Annotated in this window: 13 protein-coding genes; 1 reads left to right on the forward strand and 12 read right to left on the reverse strand. The window is 69.1% G+C overall.

What is annotated here, in order from left to right:
• The first annotated feature begins 12 nt into the window (after positions 1 to 12).
• Complete coding sequence (locus IPP98_00950; GenBank protein MBL0177678.1) at positions 13 to 1299, forward strand: hypothetical protein; 1287 nt, start codon at positions 13 to 15, stop codon at positions 1297 to 1299.
• Positions 1300 to 1311: 12 nt separating this feature from the next.
• Here IPP98_00950 and IPP98_00955 read toward each other — a convergent pair whose 3' ends face one another.
• From IPP98_00955 to IPP98_01010, 12 genes are all read right to left on the reverse strand, one after another.
• Complete coding sequence (locus tag IPP98_00955) at positions 1312 to 1899, reverse strand: PepSY-associated TM helix domain-containing protein (protein MBL0177679.1); 588 nt, start codon at positions 1897 to 1899, stop codon at positions 1312 to 1314.
• A 3-nt stretch (positions 1900 to 1902) separates the two neighbouring features.
• The gene (locus IPP98_00960; protein ID MBL0177680.1) at positions 1903 to 3168 is read right to left on the reverse strand and encodes a DUF2271 domain-containing protein; all 1266 of its coding nucleotides are present in this window, start codon (positions 3166 to 3168) and stop codon (positions 1903 to 1905) included.
• A gap of 288 nt (positions 3169 to 3456) precedes the next feature.
• Complete coding sequence (locus IPP98_00965; protein MBL0177681.1) at positions 3457 to 5379, reverse strand: ATP-binding cassette domain-containing protein; 1923 nt, start codon at positions 5377 to 5379, stop codon at positions 3457 to 3459.
• Positions 5380 to 5448: 69 nt separating this feature from the next.
• Positions 5449 to 6255, reverse strand: a complete 807-nt coding sequence (locus IPP98_00970; protein MBL0177682.1) for a hypothetical protein — start codon at positions 6253 to 6255, stop codon at positions 5449 to 5451.
• On the reverse strand, positions 6252 to 7643 hold the full coding sequence (locus IPP98_00975; protein ID MBL0177683.1) for a hypothetical protein: 1392 nt from the start codon (positions 7641 to 7643) through the stop codon (positions 6252 to 6254). The genes IPP98_00970 and IPP98_00975 overlap by 4 nt, the downstream gene beginning before the upstream one ends.
• On the reverse strand, positions 7609 to 9453 hold the full coding sequence (locus IPP98_00980) for a glycosyltransferase (GenBank protein ID MBL0177684.1): 1845 nt from the start codon (positions 9451 to 9453) through the stop codon (positions 7609 to 7611). The genes IPP98_00975 and IPP98_00980 overlap by 35 nt, the downstream gene beginning before the upstream one ends.
• Positions 9431 to 11506, reverse strand: coding sequence for a cellulose biosynthesis cyclic di-GMP-binding regulatory protein BcsB (locus tag IPP98_00985; GenBank protein MBL0177685.1), 2076 nt, complete (start codon positions 11504 to 11506; stop codon positions 9431 to 9433). The genes IPP98_00980 and IPP98_00985 overlap by 23 nt, the downstream gene beginning before the upstream one ends.
• A gap of 26 nt (positions 11507 to 11532) precedes the next feature.
• Entirely contained in the window at positions 11533 to 13089 is a 1557-nt protein-coding gene (locus IPP98_00990; GenBank protein MBL0177686.1) for a phospholipid carrier-dependent glycosyltransferase, read from the reverse strand.
• Positions 13082 to 13816 (reverse strand): PEP-CTERM sorting domain-containing protein, encoded by a 735-nt coding sequence (locus IPP98_00995; GenBank protein MBL0177687.1) that lies wholly within the window; start codon positions 13814 to 13816, stop codon positions 13082 to 13084. Before IPP98_00995 ends, IPP98_00990 begins: the two co-directional genes overlap by 8 nt.
• 206 nt (positions 13817 to 14022) lie before the next feature.
• On the reverse strand, positions 14023 to 15324 hold the full coding sequence (gene thrC, locus IPP98_01000; protein MBL0177688.1) for a threonine synthase: 1302 nt from the start codon (positions 15322 to 15324) through the stop codon (positions 14023 to 14025).
• Positions 15321 to 16247: a homoserine kinase gene (locus IPP98_01005; GenBank protein MBL0177689.1), complete on the reverse strand. Its 927-nt coding sequence runs from the start codon at positions 16245 to 16247 to the stop codon at positions 15321 to 15323. Before IPP98_01005 ends, thrC begins: the two co-directional genes overlap by 4 nt.
• A complete protein-coding gene (locus tag IPP98_01010; protein MBL0177690.1) occupies positions 16244 to 18748 on the reverse strand; it encodes an aspartate kinase in 2505 nt (834 codons plus the stop codon). The genes IPP98_01005 and IPP98_01010 overlap by 4 nt, the downstream gene beginning before the upstream one ends.
• Positions 18749 to 18786: the final 38 nt, after the last annotated feature.

The following is an 18786-nucleotide window of genomic DNA, read 5'->3' on the forward strand; positions in this document are numbered from 1 at the left end:
CGGAGCTGTGCGATGCATCGCGTTCGATTCCTGTTGGTGCTGACGCTCGGTAGCGCGGCCTGCGCGCAGCCGGCGCCCACTCCTGCCACCCTCGATCCAATCGCCCTCCGATATGTGGGGCTGGTCCTCCGCCTCGGCCATCACGACGCCAACTATGTCGATGCCTACTACGGGCCGGACTCGCTGAAGCAGGCCGCCGACCGCGATTCGATGTCCGTCGCCGCCATCGGTGCTGCCGCCGATTCGCTGATTGCCCAGCTGGGCGGCAGCGTCCCTGCCTACACTGATTCGCTGGTGCAGCTGCGTCATCGTTATCTGCGCACGCAACTCGGCGCACTCTCGGCCCGAGCCGCGATGCTAGGAGGCAAGCGGTTCACCTTCGACGAGGAGGCCAAGGCGCTGTACGATGTCGCACCGCCGACGCTCTCCGACGCCCACTTCGATTCGCTGGTGGCACGCCTTGACGCGCTGATTCCCGGCCCCGGGACGCTGGCGTCTCGGTATCAACGGTTTCGTGATGGCGCCATGATTCCGGCCGAAAAGGTGGACACGGTGTTCAAGGTGGCGATCGCGGCGTGTCGGGCCCGCACGCTGGCGCATCTCCCGCTCCCGGCGACCGAGCGCTTCGATCTGGAGTATGTGAAGGGGACGTCGTGGAATGCCTACAACTGGTACAAGGGTGAGTATCACTCGCTGATCCAGGTGAACCTCGACTTCCCGATTCCGGTGGACCGCGCGGTGGATCTGGCGTGCCACGAGGGTTATCCGGGGCACCATGTCTACAACACCCGGCTCGAGGAGGCGTTGGTGCGGGGGCGCGGCTGGGTGGAGATGTCCGTCTATCCGCTCTTCTCGCCGCAGTCGTTGATCGCCGAGGGGAGCGCCAATTACGGGATCGAGATGGCGTTCCCGGGCGAGGCGCGGACCGCGTTCGAACGCGACTCGCTCTTCCCGCTGGCGGGGCTCGATCCGGCGATGGCAATCCAGAACGCGGACGTGCGCGCCGTGATGGAGCAGCTCAACCATGCACGCAATGCGGTGGCGCGCCGCTACCTGGACGGCGCACTTGACTCGGCCGGTGCCGTGGCGTTGATGGAGCGGTGGTGGCTGCAGTCACCGGAAGCGGCGGCGAAGACGCTGCGTTTCATCCAGACCTACCGCAGCTATGTCATCAACTACAATCTCGGGCGGGATCTGGTGGCGGCGTATGTCGAGCGGGCGGGGAAAGAGCCGGCGGCGCGGTGGCAGGCGTTCAGTGCGCTCCTCTCGTCTCCCCGGCTCCCTGGCGGCCTGCAGTAGCCACCGAGCGCGTCAGGGGACGATGAGCAGGTAGACGACGACGCAGACCCCAACGCCGAGGCCAAGCGCGATCAGGCCGAGCGTCCGGCGCTTCGGCAGCGCGATCCACAGCGTGATGCCGGTGAGCGCGCCGAGGAGGAGGAGGATCGCCGAGAGGTCGATCAGCCAGCTCCACGCGGTGCCGCTGTCCTTGCCGCGATGGAGGTCGTCCATCCGGATCAGGAAGGGGCGATTCTCCGTGGTGATCTTCATCGCGCCGGTCGCAAGCGTGATCGCCGCCTCGAAGCGGCGGCCCGGGCCGCGCAGCTCGACGCGAAGCTCTTCGCCATCACTGTCGAAGGTGGAGAGTGCCCCCAACGCGCCGTACGTGGTGCGCAGCGACGCGACGATCCCGGCGGTGTCCGGCTCATGCGTCAGCAGGGCCATCGGCAGCGTCCCCGTGGTCTCGACTGGCGCGGCCTCGCCGGCGGTCACCCACTCCTCATGGTTGAGGAGCAAGCCGGTGGCGGCGAAGAAGACCATCAGCAGCATGGCGAAGACGGTGAGGTAGATGTGCACCGTGCGGGTGGCCGAGACCACCCGGTTCCACTTTCTGGCCACCGATTACTTCGCGGCGCTACAGGTGACCGTACCGCCAGCAAAGGCGGGGCTCGCCTCGAACTTCCCCGCCACTTCGCCGTTCGTGCAGTTGAGCGCGGCGCTCCGGAGCGAGTGCGGGCCGTTCTCGAACGACTCTTCGAACCAGAAGGTGTACTCGCCGGCCTTCACCGCCGTGCCGTGGTCATCGAGGCCATCCCATTCGAGGCTGTACTCGCCGACCGGGCGAGTGGCGCGGGTCACCGCATCGATCACGTCCGGGGCGCCGGTTGACATGACGCCGTACCACTTGCTCATGTCCGGGATGTACTTCCGCTTGGTGCCCCAGAACGCCAGCGTGCGCACCGGCTTGCCCGCGGCATCGGTCACCCAGACGGCCACATAGGGCCGATGGCGATTCGGGTTGGTCGGGGTGATGTCGATGACAACCTTCGCGACGACGTCTCCCTTCGTTGCGGCCGGTGTGGTCGGCAGTTCGTACGCCGCGAATCCTGCGGTGCGGTACAGCTGGCCATCAGCGCCGACGATCATCGCCTCGACGCCAGGCGTGGCGGCCGCGAGCCGCAGCCCCTCGGCCGGCGTCAGCACCGAGAGCGTGGTCGCGAGCGCGTTGGCCGTGGCGTTGTCGCGCGCGATGACCGTCGTGGCCGCGACGGCATTCGCCGGCAGCCCCGTCCGCGGATCGATGATGTGCGAATAGTGCGCGCCGTTGATCGTGAAGCCACGGGCGTACCGTCCGCTGGTTGACACGGCGCGGTCACGGAGCTGGAGCACCGTCAGCGGGGCGGCGTTGTCGGCCGGGGCGCGCGGATCGGCAACTCCGACGTGCCACTCCGCACGATTCGCAGCCGCCACGCCCCAGGTCCGGATGTCGCCGCCGAGATTGATGATGGCGCCCTGGAGCTCAGGCGTGGCGGCCTGGGCGGCGGCGACTGCTTGATCGATGATGTAGCCCTTGCCCAGCGAATTCAGGTCGATCCGATCCGTCGTGCGCATCCGGACGCCGTTCGCGTCGATGGTCCACGCCGGCGCGGCGAGCCGAGCGGTGACCGCGGCGAGGTCGGCGGCGTTTGGAAGGCGCCCTTCGGCCTCGGCCGTGCGCCAGAGCGCCGAGAGCGGTGCCACGCGCGCCGAATAGGCGCCACCACTGATCCGGTTCCAGAAGGTGTAGCGATCGAGCACGGCAAGCAGGTCGCTCGACGGCTGCGCGAGGCGGCCCGTCGACATCAGCCGGCTCAACTCCGAGGCTCCGTCGTAGCCGCTCAGCACCATGCGGAGTCGCTCGATCTCGGCCAGTGCCGCCTGCTCCGCCTGCGTTGGCCGCTTCGGGGGTCGCGGCGGTGAACGTCAGGTCGAGCGAAGTGCCGAGGATGCCATCATGGGCGAAGTGGTATGCCTGCATCGTCGGCGCCGGGGTCGGGCCGAAGAGGGTCGTCAACAACAAGGCCAAGTGCGAAGCGAAAGGCAGCGCCACGAGTCATATCCGAGTGAGAGGATCGGTTAAACGCCAAGGCAGTCAATGAGATACGCGGTTCCGAGGACCGAAGTTGCTGCGCCCCCTCAGTGTCCGGCCGCCGCCGATTCGGCGGCGATCGTCTCGAGCGCTTCCCAACGACTCGTGAGGTGCGACAGCGCCTGCTCGACCGCTGCGAGCCGGGCCCGCGCCGTCGCGAGCGCGGCGGTGTCCCGCAGCACGCTGGGGTCGGCCAGGGTCGCGAAGAGCTGCAGCTTCTCCGTTTCGCGCGCGTCGATCTGCTCCGGGAGCGTGGCGAGTTCCTGCTGCTCCTTGAAGGAGAGCCGGCGCACCTTGCCTGCCTTGGTGGTCTTCGCGGCCGGTGCTGCGGCAGGTGCCTTCACGGTCCGGCTTGCGCTGGCCGCGGCGATCACGGCCTGCCGCTGCCGAGCCCAGTCGGTGTAACCGCCGACATACTCGCCAACCTTGCCACCGCCTTCCATCACCAGTGTCGAGGTCACCACGTTGTCGAGGAAGGCACGATCGTGGCTCACCACCAGCAGGGTCGCTTTCAGGTTCAGCAGGAGATCCTCGAGCAGGTCGAGGGTCTCGATGTCCAGGTCGTTGGTCGGTTCGTCGAGCACCAGCACGTTGAAGCGCCGCGTGAAGAGGCGCGCCAGCAGCAATCGGTTCCGCTCGCCGCCGGAGAGGACCCGTACCGGCGTGCGGGCGCGTTCCGGCGAGAAGAGAAAGTCCTGGAGGTAGCCGAGGACGTGCTTGCGGGCGCCGTTGATCTCGATGAACTCGGTGCCGTCGCCGATGCTGTTGACGACGGTCTGCTCGGGGTCGAGCTGTTCGCGCAGCTGATCGAAGTAGGCCACTTCGAGGTTGGTGCCGAGGCGGACGGTTCCTTCCTGTGGCTCGAGCTGGCCGAGCAGCAGGCGGATCAGTGTCGTCTTGCCCGAACCATTCGGCCCGATCAGTCCGATGCGGTCGCCACGTGCGATGGTTGTGGTGAGATCACGCACGATGGTGCGCTCCCCGTAGCCGAAGGTCACCCCCTTCGCCTCGATCACCAGGCGGCCGGAGCGCTCGGCCTCCTGCGCCTGCAAGCGCACGGTGCCGACTCGTTCACGGCGGGCACTGCGCTCCAGGCGCAGGGCTTCGAGCGCCCGGACTCGGCCCTCGTTGCGGGTCCGGCGCGCCTGGATGCCGGTGCGGATCCACACTTCCTCGCGGGCGAGCTTCTTGTCGAACTCGCTCCACTCCTTCTCCTGACTCGCGAGCGCCGCCTCTTTCCGTTCCAGGTAGGTGTCGTAGTCAGTGCCCCAGTCAATCAGCTGCCCGCGATCGAGGTCGACGATCCGCGTGGCGACTCGACGCAGGAACGTCCGGTCGTGGGTCACGAAGACCAGCGTGATGTTCCGCGCAATCAGGATCTCTTCAAGCCACTCCACCGCCTCGACGTCGAGGTGGTTGGTCGGTTCGTCGAGGAGCAGCACATCGGGATCGCGGACCAGTGCACGCGCGAGGAGTGCCTGTCGCTTCCGACCGCCCGAGGCGGCAGCGAACGGCGCCTCGGGGTCGAGGCCGAGGTGCTCGAGCACCGTCTCGACGCGGCTCTTTACCTCCCAGGCATTTGCGGCGTCGAGGGCGTGATGCAGCCGGTCGAGTTCGTTGAGTGCCGCGTCGCTGTGGTCGGTGGCAACGCGGTGCGAGGCGTGCTGATACTTGGCGAGGAGGCGGCCGGCATCACCGAGGCCATCGGCGACGATGTCGAACATCGTGCCGGCCACGTCACCGGGGACTTCCTGTTCGAGGCGGGTGACCGAGACGCCGGTCTGCCGGACCAGTTCGCCACGGTCGGGACGGATGGTGCCGTCGAGCAGCTTCATCACGGTGCTCTTCCCGGCGCCGTTGCGGCCGAGGAGGCAGACGCGCTCGCCGCGCTCGATGACCAGGTTGGCCTGATCGAGCAGCGGGGCTGCGCCGAAAGCGAGGGTGATGTCCTGCAGGGCCAGCAATGCCATGCCACGTCCGACGCCGGGGTTTCCCTCCGTGCGACGGCGGGGCGCGCGTCGCGGGGTGGGAGGGGGAAACTAGCGGGGTCCCGGCACCGCGGCCCCGGAGGGGGCGTCCCGGTTGAGCCACAATGACACCGAGAAGGTCCGCTCCCGGGCGGTGTTCTTGCCGGCGATGCCGCCGTAATACCCCGCCTGAATGCCCACCCCCTTGGAGACCTTCCAGACCGCCGATCCGCCCACCTTGGTGGCGCTGTAGGCGACCCCGCCATCCTGGAACGCCGCCACGTTGAACGATTGCGCCATGAGCAGCAGCCGCGGGGCGGCGTCCAGGCCGATCGTCAGGTCGTAGCGGAACTCATCCGCGCCCGTACGCCACGCCGCGCCACCGGCCGAGGCACTCACGAAGCCCCGCGTCCCCAGCGCGCCGAAGCCGTTGCCATAGAGCAACCGGATTTCGGCGTCGGTGCTCACGGGCCCGAGCACCGGTCGGGCCTCAGTGTCGTACAGCAGCGGGATGTCGACCCGCGGCTGGATCGAGAGGATGCCACCCTTGCCCTGGGCGAGGCGCTTCATCACGAAGAGGCCCGTCGCCCCGAAGCCGGTCGTCACGGTGGACTGGCCGTTCCGCTTGTCCTCCAGCCGCGCGAAGCCCTGCCCGAGGCCGAGGGAGAGCCCTTCCTTCCAGCCGTAGATGAAGTACATCCCCCAGTCGCGCTTCTCGAGGGCGTTCTCGGTGGCACCGGGACCATTCGAGAAACGGTCGGGGAAGCGGCCGGCATTGAAGCCGTGCGACATGAACCAGCCGCCGGGCTTCACGGTCCACTGCGCAGTGGCGCTGGCCGGCGCCAGCAGGAACAGGACGATCAACAGGCGACGGTTCATTCGGTCGGACCTCGCGCCTCGGGAACGATGGTGGCATCGAACCGCACCGGGAGGCGCGGCGCGGCAGGGCGTCGGTACAGCGTGTAGCCACTCCAGCTCCACTCTTCGACAAAGCCCACCGGCGGGCGATGATCGGCGTCGAGCGTCAGCCCATCATCGTCGGCCGTGACGAGGACATACTGCACGGCATCGGCCGGCAACGCCAGCGCGATATCAAAGCCGGTGTCGCGTGTCGTCAAGTATGGCGCAAACGACGGCGTCCACTTCAGCAGCCCCTCGGCCCACCGATCGTCCAGCAGGATGCTCCGCGGTGGTGCCACGGCCAGGGCCTGCGCAATCGCGCGGTCGCGACGGTCGGCGTCGGTCGGCGTGGGCCACGGCAACACGACCCACGCCGCAACTGCCTGCGCGCCGCCAATCGCCGCCAGTGTCCAGCGCTGCCACCTCGGCAAGTCACGCGGCAACGCCACGATCGCGACCAGCATCAGCAGCATCGCCGCGAAGGCCAATGAGAAGTGCCATCCGGTGGTCGTGGCTGCCGCGAGCAGAAGGAAGGGGAGCAGCATTCCCGCCGTCGTTGCCTTCGGGCGCACCAGCGCCATCGCCGACACCACCAGGTAGGGAATGGTCCAGCGCAGAATCTCCAGCACGTCGGGCGAGGCACGTTCCCACGGAGTGAACGGGAAGGCCACGCGTCCGGTGAAGATCCACGACAGATACGCCCACGTCACCGTGGCGGCGAAGCCCGGGAAGACGAGCAGCACCATCTGTGACGCGAACGGCGGGATCTGCAATCGTGGAAAGAGGATCGGCAGCACGGCGCCGGCCACCAGTGCGAGGCCGAGGCCGAGTGGCGAGGTGTAGAACGCGAGGCCGAGCCACAGCCCTGTGTAGAGGCCATGGATCGTCTTGCGGGTGGCCCACCAGCGCCGATAGTGGCGCCAGCCGATGAAGAGCGCCGCGAGTCCGAGCCCTTCGTTGAAATTGCCGGCCGTGAAGTGCAGCCCGAGCGGCGTCCAGAGGACCGCCAGGAAGAGCAGGTAGGGCAGCAGCGTGCGCCGGGAGGTGCACTCGTCGATGATGCACCAGGCGAGTCCGGCGATGCCGAGGGTGCCGAGCGCGATCGTCCACGCATCGGTCGGCGACGGCAGCAGGAGCAGGAAGGGCAGGGGCGGATACTCGAATCCCAGCAGCTCGAGGCGGCCGCGGTCGGCCGCGAAGAGCACCCGCTGCAGGAAGGCGCCATGCGGATCGCTGCGCCACCCCTCCCCGGTGAGCAGCCACGCCGCAACCGCCGGCGGGGCCGCAGCCAGCACGGTCAGCAGCGCCCGGACCCACCAGGCCGCGCGCGGCTCAGTGGCTGCTGGCGGGGTGTCTGGTGAGACCATGGGTGGTCTTCTCCCAGTAATAGGGGCGGGTGAACAGCTGGCCGAGCGCCTTGTACGAGGCGATCGAGTGCAGCATCCAGTAGAGCGGATTCAGCAGCGCAAAGAGCACCAGGGGATGGAGCCGGCGCTTGAAGACGGCGAACATGTTGATGTAGATCGCCAGCGCGTTGCCCAGCAGCAGGTTGAACAGCGACAGGTAGAGAATCACCGGCGGGAAGAGCGGGTCGAGCGCCGTCGTGCGCGTCACCACCCATACCAGTGTCAGCAGGATCGAGATCGGCTGGAAGAGAAAGATCAGCGGGGTCCCGCCAATCAGCAGCGCAAAGCCCAGCGCCTGCCGCAACCCGGCGCGGCGGACGAGGCCGATCGGGTCGCGCGAGAAGACCAGCGCGGTCTGCATGTAGCCCTTGATCCAGCGCGAGCGCTGCCGGAGCCAGTTGCCGAGATGCTTGTTGGCCTCCTCGTAGGTCGTCGAGTTGACGATGCCGACGCGGTAGCCGTGCATCGCGGCCCGGATGCCGAGGTCGGCGTCCTCGGTGACGTTGAAGGGGTCCCAGCCGCCGAGCTCGCGCAGCACCGGCGTCTTGAAGTGATTGCTCGTGCCGCCGAGCGGGATCGGCATCCGCAACTTGTCGAGCCCCGGCAGCAGATAGTCGAACCAGAACGAATACTCGAGCGTGAACATCCGCGTCAGGAAATTTTCGTTCCAGTTGTAATAGTTCAGCGCGGCCTGCAGGCAGATCAATTCCTTCGGGCCGCGGCGGAAGGCGAGCACCGCCTTCTTCAGCTGGTCCGGCTCCGGCTGATCCTCGGCATCGTAGATGACCAGGTATTCGCCCTGCGCGAACAAGAGTCCGACGTTGCACGCCTTCGGCTTGGTCTGCGGCTGGCCGCTCGGCACCACCAGCAAGCGCACATTGGCGCCCGGCGACGCCGCCTTCGCCGCCGCGAGCGTGTCGGCGTCATCCTCCTCGAGCAGCAGCAGGATGTCGAGCTTGTCCGCGGGATAGTCGAGTGCCTTGAGCGAGGCGAGCAGGCGGCCGATGACCGCGGACTCGCGATAGGCCGGCACCAGGATGCTGTACGACGGCAGGTCGCGATCCCGCAGCGCCTGCACCTCGTCGTCGGTGATCGTCACCGTCGTTTCGGCCGCTGCGCCGCTCACGCCCACGACGGTGCGGAAGGCCACCACCGTGACGAAGAAGAGCGTGATCGGGACGTTCAGGGCGAACAGCGTGGTCAGCGGCGCGGCCCAGAGTCCGAGCAGCAGGGCGATCAGCGCGGCGCCGAAGAGCAGGTACTGCGGCAGCGTGAAGACCGTGAAGGCGCTCTCCGCCTGGTCGCGGAAGTAGAGGCCGTAGATCGAGGTGTCGACCACCTTGCGGCGGTTGGCGATCGCGATCGCCTGGTCGATGTCCCATTCGGTGGTGACCCGCACGTCGAGCGCACGCCCGGGATAGACCACGGCAAGGGTCTCGCGCAGGTCGGCCGACGGCTGGTCGGCGACCGCGACGGTGAGCGTGGTGCCGTCGTCGCGGATCGGCACGGCACGAAACTTCAGCGTCGCCTCGAGCGGAAAACGCTGCGCCACCGCCGGCGACACCGTCTCCGGGGTGATCATGATGAACGGGAGTTGCCAGAGCTCGGCGAGGGCGCGCCCCAGGTCCAGGCGACGAATGCTGCCGAGGATCAGGAGCAGACGGCCGAGGCGCTCACCGGTGCGCTCCTGCTGCTGGAGCGCCACGGCGAGCTGCAACTCGGTGATCAGCCCACGCTGGACGAGATGATCACCCAGCCGGGTCGAGCTCACGCCTCACCACACGCGGGTAGAGCCACCAGAGCAGGCCAAGCACGACGAGGACGGAGACGATCAGGATCGCGGTGCGGTACCGGGCAAGCCAGCTCGACGTGGAGTCGGGGAGGCGCTCGATCCGCCAACCGGCATTCGCCAGCGTCAGCGGACGCGCTGGTCCGCTCACGCCGCGGACCACGACGTCGCCGCGCGTCCCGAACCAGCCATACGAGGCGAGCGTCTCCTGGAGCAGTTGCTGCAACGGCATCCCGTTGTCGCCGGTGTGATGAAGGAGGAGGATGTCCCGGCCACCCGCCGACCAGCCCTGCATCGCCGCATACGGAGCATCCGGCGTGAACTCATCCCACACGCGACCATCCTTGTCGCGGAGTCGGAAGCCGCCGGAATGAATCGGGGCCACCAGCACATCCGCGAGATTGCTGGTCCCGACCGCGAGCAGCGGTCCGACCGCTTCCTTCGCATCGCGCGCGAGCGCCGGTGCCAGCGGCGTGTGCGTGGTCTGCTGCATGGCGCCGATGGTGGCCGCGGCCAACTCGACCCGGAAGCGGTCGCGCGGCTCGAGCAGGACCGAGAACGCCGGCACGAACGACGACGGGAAGCGGGCGAAGCCCGGCGCGAGTGGTGCCCCGCGTTCGGTGACGAAGGCGGACGCCTCGTCGATGGTGGCCGTGAAGACCGACCCGCCGAGAACGCAGGCGCCGTCGCCGAGGGTGACCTGGAAGCGTACTTCGAGGACGTTGTCACGGCGCAGCAGATAGGTCGGCAGCGGCACAGTCACGTCAAGCGCCGCCCGGTCGAGGGCGCGGGACTGAATGAGGCTGCCGTTCAGGTGGATGCGCACCGAGCCGTTGCCGTTCGGCGGAAGGACCGAGTGGCGTGCCACGAGGCGGAAGGCTGTCGGCATCGTGCCGCCACCGAGGTCCGCCAGGGCGAATGGGTACGCGCCGATGAGCAGCGAGCTCCCTTCGATCGTGCGGCTCGCGAAGCCCAGTTCGGCAAAGGTCAGGCTCCCGGCTCCGCCGACAGGGGTGTTGTGATCGAGCGAGACGGTCGTCCCGCGGAAGCCGTTGGCTGCCACCAGCGCGTCACCATCGGCCAGCGTGAACAACTGCCGGGCATCGCGCCGGGCGGAGAGCGCGAGCATGGTGCCGTGCGCGCCGTTCTCCTGCACCAACGCGGTGGTGCCGGTCGCCGACCAGACCAGCGCGCGCGAAAACGGTCCCGGCTCGGTGATCGGCGTGCCGGCGGCCGGCAGCGGCTTGATCACGAAACGGGTGGCCATGCCGCGATATCGCCGAGCCACGAAGGCCGAGGCATCGAGCGCGGCCTGCGCCGCGTCGAGCGAGGGCTGTTCGGCAAGATAGAAGGTGACCGTGTCGACCCACGGGGCAAAGAAGCCGTTGATGCCGCCAGGCGCCGTCGGCACACCGGCGAAGTCCACGCGGCTCCCCCCCGTCAGCACGGTGCGGTAGTAGCGCTGCGCCTCGCAGACATCACGCCCGGGCACGGCCAGCGCGAGCGAGAGGCTCGCCTGCCCGTCGACCACGGTGACGCCCGCCAGCGGGAAGGTGATCAAGGTCGTGGTGTCGGAGAGCGCGCGCTGCGCCAGAATGCGATCGCGTTGCTGCAGGACCAGGGTCGCGGCGGGCATGCCCGGCGTTGGAATCACCGTGAGCGTGAGCGACGTCGGCGCGAGACCGGGATTGACGGGGATCGTGAGCGCGGCCTCGTCGAGCGAGCCAAGGAGCGTGATGCCGCTGGGATAGCCGATCGCTTCGAGCCGCAACCCGAAGGGCGTGGTGGCCGCCGCCGTCCACGCGCTGTCGTGTGGCAGCACGGTGGGACGGACCTCACTGGCGGCCGTGGCGACTCCGCCGCCGGCGTTCGTGCCAGCCTTGGCCGCGAGTGAATCGGTGGCGGCCGGTGACGGCGCCTTGGCGCCCTCGACCTCCGGTTCCTTGCGGCTCGTGCCGCAGGCGCCGAGCGACACCATCGTCGTCAACAGCGCCAGGCGGGACAGGCCGAGCAAACTCCAGCGTGTGTGCGTCACGGCTTCCTCCATTCCGTCATGCGGCACTAACGGCGCCGCCAGATTTCCAGGCCATCCTGCTCGAACCGGCGATCAAAGCGCTCGGCGAAGGTCGGGCGGCTGGTGATGGCATCCGCCACCACGTTCGGTCGGGCACGGCGGTCGACGATGACCCAGTCAACCTCCTGATCGGGTGCCGCCAGGGCGGCAGGCCCCAGCTGCCAGGTCCAGCTGTAGATCCGATCTCGCAACGCGATCCGGCTGCGCGGCGAGATGTTCACCGCCGGATCGACGAGGACGCGGCCCCGGTCGTATTGCGCCGCGAGCCAGTCGGAGGCCGCCTGCTGCCTCGGATCACCATCGCGGATCGCGAGGCCCTCGCGCAGGGCGCCAATCTGGCGCGTCCCGGTGAGGGTCCAGAGCCCACCCTGGGCCAGGACGACCACTCCAAGAGCGAGGAGCGTGCCCCGATGCCAGCCCGGCCCGCGCTGCATGGAGCGATGGGCGGCCAGGACGATCCCGGCGGCCAGGGCGGGGAGGAGCATCAGGCCATAGCGGAGATTGGCCAGCCCCGGCGGATCGGACCATGGCAGCGAGAGCGCACTCTGTCCGCCCACCAGCGCCAGGATGTTGAAGGGCAGCGCCGCATAGAGCAGGAGGGCGCCTGCGAAGCGGTGTCCGTGGCGGAGCAGGAAGAGCAACGCGAGCAGTCCGAGGGCGCCGAGCACCATCCCGGACGAGAGTCCAACGGCCCCGAGGTAGGTGCTCGTCGCGACCGCGAGGTGGCCCTTGGTCGGCAACAACCCCTGGGCCGCGAGCGCCGCCTGCTGGCTCTGGGCCGACCAGGCGCCGCGCTGGAAGGCCAGCGGGTCGCCGAAGTACGCCGCGTTGTAGCCGAGCCAGATCGCCACCATCGCCGCACTTGGCCAGCCGAAGCGCCAGGCGGCCCGGAACCACCCCTCGCCACGCCGATGGGCCAGCCAGGCCACGACCGGGGTCGCGAGCATCACGTAGAACCAGCCATCGTACCGCGTCCCGACCGCGAGTGCCGCGCACCACCCCGCGAGGCCGAGCGAGCCGCCCGGGTGGTCGTCATCGGCCCACCGATCCAGGGCCGCGACCGAGGCGGTGAGGAAGGCCAGCAGCAGCGGCTCGGTCATCGCGGTGGTCTGCAGGTACAGCAGGGATGGATTGGCCACCACGAACAGCGTGCCGATCCACGCGAGGCGTGAGTCGCGAGTCCGACGGACCAGCAGGTCGTGAATCGAGGCGGCAATCACCACGAACGCGGCGAGGCCGACCAAACCCCCGGCGAGACCATTCCACCACCAGGCATCGACGAGCGTGAAGGGCAACAAGAGGAGGTGGGGGACAGGCAGCCAGACGGTCCCCAGCATCTGCACGCCGGGGGTGACCGAGTCGACCACGCGACGCGCGATGTCGAGGTGCGCCTGCGCATCCCAGAAGGCGAAGACGAGATGCCGTTGGTGGGCGACGACCTGGGCAAGGACGCCCGCCACCAAGGCAACGAGGCCGGCCTGCATGGCCGGCCTCGTGAAGAGTGCCTGGGTGCCGGCGCGAACGCCTGCACGTCCCTCAGACATCCGGGGCAATCCGGCGCCGCTTGCGGGCTGCCGCGAGTCCGATCAGGCCGGATCCGATCAGCGTCATCGTGGCCGGCTCCGGAACGACATCGGTCGGCGGGGAAATGCCGTCGCCATTGACCGCGAAGATCGAATTGTCGAAATCCCAGTCGCTGTTGTTGTAGTACACATCCTCGAAGCCGAACGCATGCAGGCCCTGGGTACCAGGGATCACGCCGACGCCCTGATTGCCCGCGACGCCGGCGAGGCCGAAGTAGCCGACATGGCCGAGGCCGTCCGCGTTGCGCGACGCGTCGCCGGAGAAAAACCACATCCAGTTGTTGTTCATGTTGACTTGCAGCGCCAGCACCAGCTCGCTGCCCGCCAGCCACGTGAGGTTGTAGGTCAGCGGCGGTGCCGGGTTCGGCTGCGCGAGGTACGGGTTGGTCGCCACGCCGTAGCTCTTGGTGAACATCGCCGTGCCCGTGCAGCTCCCGCCGCCGGCCCACGCGTAACAGTTGCTGCCGAGGTTGTTGGTGTAGTCCGCAACGGTCATCGCCCAGAGCGTGTGACCGTACACCGTCGTGTTCTCCCAGCCGTAGTACGAAAACGTCAGCGGATCGCCAGTCGCGATCAGTGGCGTCGTGGTACCGAAGTCCGCCGGAAGCTGCGCGGCGGCGCCGGTGGGCGTCGCAGGGACGAGCAAGGCCGTCAGGGCCAGGAAACGAGCGTATTGGGAGAACCGCATAAGGACCTCGGGTCGCGGCACCGGGATGGCGCCTCGCCACTCCTCATTTGCAAGGGCGGGGCCAGATCCGGCAGCCACACCCCAAGCCGTTGTCTCCGCGAGTCTTATGCAACACCTGTTGCTCTGGGGCCACCACGAAATGCCGCAGGTTGTTGCGGTGTTGCGCCGTATGAGCAGGTACGTGTGGCGGTAACCCTACATAATTGTCATTCCTCGATCAGGAGCGCGGCATCAAGAACACGGCGGACCGCGTCAACCTCGGGCGCGATGCGGATCGGGCGATTCGCCCAGCTTGGCTGGGGTTCGGTCTCCTGGTGCATCGTCTGCAGAATCCCGGGGTCCTTGAGGACGTGCCCGGTGAGGACGCCGACCACCCGCTCGCCCGATCGGATCACCCCGTCCGCCCGGAGCTGGCGGATCCCGGCGAGGGTGGCCGCGCTGGCCGGCTCACAGCCCACCCCCGCGGCATCGATCGCCGCCTTGGCCGTGAGGATCTCGGTGGCGGTGACGGAGCGGACCACCCCGTGGGTGGCGCGAATCGCGCGAACCGCCCGGTCATAGCTGGCCGGGGCCCCGATCTTGATCGCGGTGGCGACGGTATGGGCCGCCATCGGGATGAGCTGGTCGAAGTCCCGCGCAAAGGCCTGCGCGAACGGCGAGGCCCCCTCGGCCTGGATGGCCGCCAGTCGGGGCAGGCGCGGGATCAACCCCCACTCGTACGCCTCCAGCAATGCTTTCCCGAACGCGGCGGTGTTGCCCAGGTTGCCGGCGGGCAGAACGATCCACTCCGGCACGTCCCACGCGAGCTGCTGCAGCATCTCGAGGACGATGGTCTTCTGCCCCTCGACACGAAACGGATTGATCGAGTTCAACAGGTAGATGCCAAGTACCTCACTCGCGTGCTGCACCAACCGGAGGCAGGCGTCGAAGTCGCCCTCGACCAGCAGCGTGCGTGCGCCATATGCCAGTGATTGGGTGAGCTTGCCCAGGGCGATCTGCCCCTCGGGCACGAAGACGAGCGCTGGCAATCCGGCCTGCGCGGCATAGGCCGCGAGCGATGCCGAGGTGTTGCCCGTCGAGGCGCAGGCCACGGCCCGGGCACCGATCCGCTTCGCCTGCGTGACGCCGACCGTCATGCCGCGATCCTTGAACGACCCCGTCGGATTGTGCCCCTCGTGCTTCAGCAGCAGCTCGTCGACGCCGGCGAACGCGTCGAGTGCGCTGCGCGTGATCAACGGGGTGTTGCCCTCGGGATGGGTGACCGCGACATGCGCGGCCGTCGGCAACACCACCTCGGCGAATCGCCAGACCCCGGAAGCGGTGCGGCTCGGCCGCGCACAGCACGCGGCATCGAAGCGTGCACGAATCGCACGGGCATCGCCACTCGGCGGCGTGTGCACGATGGCGAGCAACCCACCGCAGGCGGCGCAGCGCGGCGCGGCATCGCGTTCATCGTACTCCGCCGCGCAGGCGTCACAACGCTGCCAACTCCGTCGGACTTCGCTCACAGCTCCCTCGCTCCCTGAAAGTCCACCTCGGCCACCCGTCCCGTCGTCCGCATCCCGGCTGCAGCATAGGCACGCTGCATCGCACCGAGGACACGGGCACCAATGGCGTCGTCCTCGACCAGCGCAAAGGCCGTTGGGCCAGCGCCGCTGATCGAGCCACCCAGGGCGCCGGCGGCGCGTGCGGCACGCTGTGCCTCCTCGAAGCCCGGCAGCAAGCGGCGTCGTGCCGGCTCCGCGATGCGATCATCGAGCCCGCGTCCGAGCATTTGCAGGTCGCCGAGGCAGGCACCCGCCACCATCGCCGCCACGTGCGCCGCTTGATGCAGCGCGATGTCCCGGGGGACGTCTGCCGGCAGGACCGCGCGGGCGTCTCGCGTGTTGAGTCGCTGCTCCGGTTGCACCAGCACGATACGGAGTGATGCAGGGAGGGGAAGTTGCACGATGTCCATCGGATCGATGCTGCGCACCAGGACCAGGCCGCCAACCAGTGATGGCGCGAGGTTGTCGGCGTGACGCCCGGCGACACTCGCCTCGGCCTCCATTGCGCACTCGAGCAGCGCGTTGCGGTCGAGTCCCGCCGCACAGAGGAGGTTCGCGGCCACAGCGCCGGCGACCGCCGAGGCCGCGCTCCCGCCCTGGCCACCCGAGAGCGGCAGGCCCTTGGTGATGTGGAGTGCGATGCCGCCCAGCGTCCCGGCCCGACGCAACACCGCCTGCACCGCGATCGCGGCGGTGTTGCGCGTGGGCTCGGTTGGCAGGTCGGGATGTCCGGCGTCGTGTACCACCACGCCACGACCCTCCGACCACTCGGCGCGCACCGTGTCACCCGCACCCGCGATCGCGAGGCCGAGGATGTCGAGACCGGGGCCGACGTTGCCGACCGAGCCTGGTGCAAAGACCACGACGGATTCGCGGGCCGTCATCCCGCCAACGCTCGCAGGTCGGCGAGGACCCCGGTCGCGGTGACCTCGGGGCCGGCGCCCGGGCCGGTGATCACGAGGGGCGAATCGTGATAGCGGTCCGAGGTGATCACCAACTGGTTGGCGGCACCACGGAGCTGGCCGAGGGGCGACTCGCGAGGGACCGCGCGCAAGCCGACCTCGATGCTGGTCGGGGTGACGGCCGCCACGTACCGCAGCGCGGCGCCTTCGGCACGTGCCGCCTTGGCGCGCTCGGCCCACCACGCATCATCGCGTGCGAGGCCGCTCAACCATTTCTCGACGGAGAGCGATGCACCACGGCGCACCAGCGACTCCGGCGTGATCGCGTCGAATTCGCGTCGTTGGCCCAGCATGCGGCCGAGGATCAACGCCTTCCGCGCCACGTCGAGGCCGCTGAGGTCGTCGCGCGGATCGGGTTCGGTGTAGCCCCGGGCTAGGGCATCGTGGACGGCGACCGAGAACGGTGTCCCCGCCTCGAGCGCGGAGAGCACCACCCCCAACGTGCCCGAGAGGCACCCCTCGATGCGCCGCACCCGGTCGCCGGTGCCGACGAGTTGCTCGATCGCGGCGATGGTCGGAAGACCGGCGCCGACCGTCGCCTCGAAACGGAGGGCTCCGCCGCGTGCGGCGATGACGGCCCGAAGCGCCTCGACATCGGCGAACGCGGCGGCGAGCGGCTTCTTGTTGGCGAGCACCAGGTCGAAGCCGGCATCGGCCGCATACTTGAGGAGCGACAGCGTCTCATCCGCCGTCACGTCGGCGAGGATCGGCCGCACCAGGGCGCGATGCGTCAGGTCGTGCAGCACCTCGCGCGGTGTGCCCTGCCGCGCCCCGGGGAGATCGCCGAGCGATCGGCCCTCGCGCTTTGCGGCGGCAATCGTGAGCAGGGTGTCGCGCGAGAGTCCCTCCGCGTCAATCAGTGCGCCGCGGCGATCGACCACCGCCACGATGCGCAGCCGCTCGAAGCGCGCCGGATGCGCGGCCAGCAAGTCGAGCACGGCGCGGCCGATAGTGCCGGCGCCAAGCAGCACCACGTCGCGGCCGGCACGACGCCTCGGGCGCCCGCCGCCGACCTTGCCCAACTGGAACGTGTCATGGATGCGTCGCAGGCCCTCGGCGGCCGAGCGCTCGTCCACGGCCACGGAGATGTTGCGCTCGCTCGAACCTTGCGCGATGGCCACCACGTTCACGCCACCATCGGCGAGGGCGTCGAAGACGCGCGCGGCGATGCCGGGATGGCCGGCCATGCGCAGGCCGACGATCGCGATGATGGCAACGCGCGTGCGAACCTCGACACCGTTGATCTCGCCGGTGCGGATCTCCGCACGAAAGGCGCGCCGCAGCACCTGCACCGCCTCGGTCGACACCGACGCCGGCATGGTGAAGTCGATGGTGTATTCCGACGATGCCTGCGCAATCAGCGAGACCGAGATGCCGGCCTCCTGCAGCGCGGCGAAGGTGCGCGCCGCCATCCCCGGCACGCCGAGAATGCCGGAGCCCGAGATGGTCACCAGGGCCTGGTCGGCCACGGCGGAGAGGGCCCGCACTGGCGAGCGGTCCTCATCACGGCGCGCGGAGATCTCGGTGCCGGGGGCATCCGGATCGGCGAATGGGCGCACGAAGAGCGGGATGCGGCGCCCCGCCAACGGCAACAGTGCCCGCGGGTGCAGCACCTTCGCGCCGTAGTAGGCCAGCTCCGCCGCCTCATCGAGATGGAGATGCGGCAGCAGTCGGGCATCGGGGACCACTCGCGGATCCGCGGTCAGCAATCCGGGCACGTCCTTCCACAGCGTCACCTGCGAGGCGTCGAGCGCCCGCGCGAGGAGTGTCGCGGTGAGGTCGGAGCCACCGCGGCCGAGGGTCGCCGTGCCGTCGTCCGGGGCGCGTCCGAGGAAGCCCGGCACAACGGGCAATTCCCCCCGCGCCAGGAGCGGGCCGAGGAGTCGTCGGGCCGCGCGACGGGTTCCCTCGAGATCGGGCACCGCGCCGCCATAGGGACCGGCGGTGACGATGACGTCACCCGGCTCGATCAACGTGGCGGGGAGACCGGCGGCCTGCAGTGCGGCGGAGACGAGCAGTGCGCTGAGGCGCTCGCCGCGGCCCAGGATGTGATCGCGCACGCGGGCAGAGGCCTCGCGGAGGACCGCGAGCGACGAGGCCAGCGCCTCCAGCTCGTCGGCCGCCGCTTCGATGGGAGCAAACACCGCAGGACGCTGACGTGCCGCGAAGAGCTCGGTGGCCACGTCGCGATGGCGCGCGCGAAAGGCGGCGACGTGCGCGATGGCGCCGTTCGCATCGCCTGCCGTCGCCAATGTCACGACCTCGAGGAGGAGGTCGGTTACCCCGGCGAGCGCGGAAACCACCACGACGCGGGGCCCCGGGCGGCTGGCCATGATCGAGACGGCGCCCCGGATCGCCGAGGCATCGGCGAGGGAGGCACCGCCAAACTTGTGGACCGACGGGCGTGCGGCACGAGGTGTCATCTGACCAATCCTGCCATCGCGCGTGTTGAAAGTCCACG

It is taken from the genome of Gemmatimonadota bacterium, assembly GCA_016720805.1.
Lineage (GTDB): Bacteria > Gemmatimonadota > Gemmatimonadetes > Gemmatimonadales > GWC2-71-9 > Palsa-1233.

What these genes read in the sequence shown, in the direction of transcription:
- IPP98_00950 (MBL0177678.1), top strand. Translation starts at nt 13, where the DNA reads ATGCATCGCGTTCGATTCCTGTTGGTGCTGACGCTCGGTAGCGCGGCC.
- IPP98_00960 (MBL0177680.1), bottom strand. Translation starts at nt 3,168, where the DNA reads ATGGTGCTGAGCGGCTACGACGGAGCCTCGGAGTTGAGCCGGCTGATG.
- IPP98_00965 (MBL0177681.1), bottom strand. Translation starts at nt 5,379, where the DNA reads ATGGCATTGCTGGCCCTGCAGGACATCACCCTCGCTTTCGGCGCAGCC.
- IPP98_00970 (MBL0177682.1), bottom strand. Translation starts at nt 6,255, where the DNA reads ATGAACCGTCGCCTGTTGATCGTCCTGTTCCTGCTGGCGCCGGCCAGC.
- IPP98_00975 (MBL0177683.1), bottom strand. Translation starts at nt 7,643, where the DNA reads ATGGTCTCACCAGACACCCCGCCAGCAGCCACTGAGCCGCGCGCGGCC.
- IPP98_00990 (MBL0177686.1), bottom strand. Translation starts at nt 13,089, where the DNA reads ATGTCTGAGGGACGTGCAGGCGTTCGCGCCGGCACCCAGGCACTCTTC.
- IPP98_00995 (MBL0177687.1), bottom strand. Translation starts at nt 13,816, where the DNA reads ATGCGGTTCTCCCAATACGCTCGTTTCCTGGCCCTGACGGCCTTGCTC.
- IPP98_01005 (MBL0177689.1), bottom strand. Translation starts at nt 16,247, where the DNA reads ATGACGGCCCGCGAATCCGTCGTGGTCTTTGCACCAGGCTCGGTCGGC.
- IPP98_01010 (MBL0177690.1), bottom strand. Translation starts at nt 18,748, where the DNA reads ATGACACCTCGTGCCGCACGCCCGTCGGTCCACAAGTTTGGCGGTGCC.